This is a genomic window from Trichloromonas sp. (assembly GCF_041583255.1).
Taxonomy (GTDB): domain Bacteria; phylum Desulfobacterota; class Desulfuromonadia; order Desulfuromonadales; family Trichloromonadaceae; genus Trichloromonas.
Genome location: NZ_JBFHGD010000282.1, coordinates 1 through 3511, shown reverse-complemented (window position 1 = coordinate 3511; position 3511 = coordinate 1). Strand labels below are relative to the sequence as shown.

The window sequence follows — 3511 nt, the reverse complement described above, 5'->3', positions numbered from 1 at the left end:
GAACGTTGAACGTCGAACGTCGAACGTCGAACGTCGAACGTCGAACGTCGAACGTCGAACGTCGAACGCGGGATTTTCAGGGGTTCGGAATATGGTTGATGAAGACCTCGCGCGGCTTGCTGGTGCCGTCGGAGGGTCCGACGATCCCCTCCTGCTCCATCTTCTCTATCATGCGCGCGGCGCGGTTGTAGCCGACCCGCAGGCGGCGCTGCAGGCCGGAGATCGATGCCTGCTTCGTCTCGGCCACCAGGGCCAGCGCCTCGTCCCACTTCTCGTCGTACCCCTCGTCGTCTCCCCCCGAACCGCCTTCGCCTCCTGCGGGGGCCTGGAGAATCGACTTGTCGTACTCCGGCTCCCCCTGCTTCTTGAGGAAGTCTACCACGCGCTGCACTTCCAGCTCGGAAACAAAGGCGCCGTGAACCCTCGTGAGTGCCCCGGTCCCGGGGGGGAGAAAGAGCATGTCCCCCATCCCGAGCAACGCTTCGGCCCCCATCTGGTCGAGGATGGTGCGCGAGTCGATGCGGGAGAAGACCTTGAAGGAGATGCGCGTGGGAAAGTTCGCCTTGATCAGGCCGGTGATGACGTCGACGCTGGGGCGCTGGGTGGCCAGGATCAGGTGGATTCCCGCGGCGCGGGCCATCTGGGCGAGGCGGGCGATCGACTCCTCGATCTCCCGGCCTGCGACCATCATCAGGTCGGCCAGCTCGTCCACGATCACCACGATGTAGGGGAGATGCCCATGATCGAGCTCTTCCCCCTCGGCGACCTCGATCTCCGGCAGGTCCTCCTCGATAAACCCGTCCGCGTCGATCGGCGGGGAGGGCGGGGCCTTTTCGCTCTCGGTCGACTCCTTGGCGATCTTGCGGTTGTACCCCTCGATGTTGCGGACCCCCTTGTTGGACATCAGCTTGTAGCGGCGTTCCATCTCGCGCACCGCCCAGGCCAGGGCCAGGTTCGCCTTTTTCGGGTCGGTCACCACCGGCAGCAGCAGGTGGGGGATCCCCTCGTAGATGGAGAGTTCGAGCATCTTCGGGTCGACCATGATGATGCGCACGTCTTCGGGGGTGGCGCGGTAGAGCAGGGAGAGGATCATGGTGTTGATCGAGACCGACTTGCCGCTGCCGGTGGAGCCGGCCACCAGCACGTGGGGCATTTTGGCCAGGTCGGAGACCACGGTGTGGCCGAAAATGTCCTTGCCCAGGGCCATCGGCAGCTTGCCGCCGGTCTTCTGGAATTCTTCCGACTCGAAGATCTCCTTCAGGTAGACTGTTTCCCGCTCCTTGTTGGGGATCTCGATGCCGACCACGCCGCGTCCCGGAATCGGCGCGACGATGCGGATCGACAGGGCGCGCAGGGCCATCGACAGATCGTCGGAGAGGCCGGCAATCTTGTTCACCTTGACTCCCGGAGCCGGGGAGAATTCGTACATGGTCACCACCGGGCCCGGCTTGACCTCGACCACTTCGCCGTCAACGTTGAAATCCTTGAGCTTGCTCTCGAGGATCTTGGCGTTGGCCATCAGCGCCTCCCGGTCGACCGGTGGCGGGGCCTCCCCTTCGTGGTCGAGCAGCGACAGGGTCGGTTTGTGGTAGCTGCCCGAAGGCTCGAGAAAGTCGAAGGCCTCCTGAGCCGGCGGCGTTTCCGTCTTTTTTTTCTTTTTGGACAACGCCTTGGCCGGTTCGAGCAGCATTCTCGGCTCGGGCGAGACGATGATCGGGGCCTTTTCCGGCCGTTCCTTGCGCTGCCGGGCCCGCTGCTGCCGGCGGGCAGCGCGGTTTTCCCGACCTCTTTCCAGCCGGGTGCCGAGTAAGGAGAAAACCCCTTCAAGAAAGAGGACAAAGGAAAACCGGGCGCTGAGCATCAGCGACACCAGGAAAAAGACGAGCAGGAAGATGGTGGCCCCGGTGAGGTTCAGGTAGCGGGACAGCGACTCTGCCAGGATGCGTCCGGCGCCGCCGCCGGCTTCGCTGATGCGCTGGCCGAAAAAGTGGATCTCCTTGAATTTGAGGGCGATCAGCCCGGCCAGCGAAAGCATCAGCACCAACAGGGCGAAGCCTTTGTAGACCCGCACCTTGACCGAGCGGAATTTGAGCAGCCGCCAGGCAAAGAGAAAGCAGGCGAAGGGAAGGATGAGGGAGACGATGCCGAGCAGCTGGATCATCAGGTCGGCCAGGTTGGCCCCGACCACTCCGCCCCAGTTATGCACGGCGGCGGTCGGCAGGTTGTTGTTGAACGACGGGTCGTCGTTGTGAAAGGAGAGCAGGCTCAGCAGGATGAAGACGCCGCTCGCCAGCCAGAAGACCCCGGCGATTTCTTTTTTCAGGTGTTCCCGGATCAGAGGCGGTTTGGTTTCGCTCATCATCGATTCCGTTTAAAAGGTAATGGCAAAAACGACGGTGCCCGCCAGCCAGCAATAGACGGCGAAGGCGAACAGTCGGCGCCGGCGGATGACGGCCAGCAGGCAATGGATGGAGAGCATGCCGGCGGCAAAGGCGACGCCGGTGCCCGCCAGGTACAGCGGGATTTCGCCGGCCGGAATGTCCTGCAGGTGGCGCAGCGACAGTAGGGCGGCGCCGAACACCGCCGGCAGCGCCAGCAGAAAGGAGAAGCGGGCCGCCGTTTCGCCGTCGACGCCCCGCAGCAGCAGGGCGGCGATAGTCGAGCCGGAGCGCGAGATGCCGGGGATGATGGCGCAGCCCTGCACCGTGCCGACCAGCAGCGCGTCGACCAGGTTCAGCTCCCCTTCCTTGCGGCGGCCGCGGCGGAATTTTTCCGAGATGAACAGCAGGGTGCCGGTCACCAGCAGCATCACCGCGACCAGCGGGATGTTTTCAAACAGGCTTTCGAAAAAATCCTTAAAGGTCAGGCCGATTATCGCAGTCGGCACCGAGCCGGCCAGCAGCAGCGTCAGCAGCCGGCGGTAGAGCCTGGCGTCTTCCCCCTGGCGGAAAGGGGAAGTGAGCAGGTTTTCGACCTCGCGGCGAAAATAGAGAATAACGGCCAGCATGGTGCCCAGGTGTAGCATTACGTCGAAGAGCACCCCGGGCTGGTCGAAGCCCGGCAGAAAATGCTGGGCGATGGCCAGGTGGCCCGAAGAGGAAACCGGCAGGAATTCGGTGAGGCCCTGGATGAGGCCGAGAAAAATCGCATGCAGCAGGTTCATACTATCCCTTGGTTACGTCAAAATATGTCGCAGGGGCGAACGCGCGGTTCGCCCCTACAATTCGAGAATCACCGGCATGATCATCGGCCGGCGTTCGATGGTGCGGTTGAAGTAGCGGCGCAGCCCCTTACGGACTTCGACCCGCAGCTCTTCCCAGTCGCTGATCGCCGCCAGACTGTGCTCGGCCAGGGTTTCGCGGACGGTCTGGCGGGCCTGTTCGAGAAACTCGGCGCTTTCCTCTTCGGGGACGAACCCCTTGGTGAGGATCTCCGGGCCGTAGAGGATCCCGCCGGTTTTCTGGTTGATCGCCAGAAAGACCACCACCATGCCGTGGTTGCCCAGGTGGCG

General features: G+C 63.3%; 2 protein-coding genes and 1 pseudogene. All 3 read right to left on the bottom strand.

Annotated elements, in window-relative coordinates; genetic code table 11:
- Window positions 1-76 precede the first annotated feature (76 nt).
- Window positions 77-2359: a DNA translocase FtsK gene (locus ABYV89_RS15605; protein WP_432823858.1), complete on the bottom strand. Its 2283-nt coding sequence runs from the start codon at window positions 2357-2359 to the stop codon at window positions 77-79.
- A 12-nt stretch (window positions 2360-2371) separates the two neighbouring features.
- The gene (locus ABYV89_RS15600; protein WP_432823857.1) at window positions 2372-3163 is read right to left on the bottom strand and encodes an undecaprenyl-diphosphate phosphatase; all 792 of its coding nucleotides are present in this window, start codon (window positions 3161-3163) and stop codon (window positions 2372-2374) included.
- 54 nt (window positions 3164-3217) lie between these two features.
- A pseudogene (locus tag ABYV89_RS15595) lies at window positions 3218-3511 on the bottom strand (ribonuclease J); the annotation flags it as partial.

Bases quoted from the DNA above. Each gene is read 5' to 3' on its own strand.
- ABYV89_RS15600 (WP_432823857.1), bottom strand. From the start codon at position 3,163: ATGAACCTGCTGCATGCGATTTTTCTCGGCCTCATCCAGGGCCTCACC.
- ABYV89_RS15605 (WP_432823858.1), bottom strand. From the start codon at position 2,359: ATGAGCGAAACCAAACCGCCTCTGATCCGGGAACACCTGAAAAAAGAA.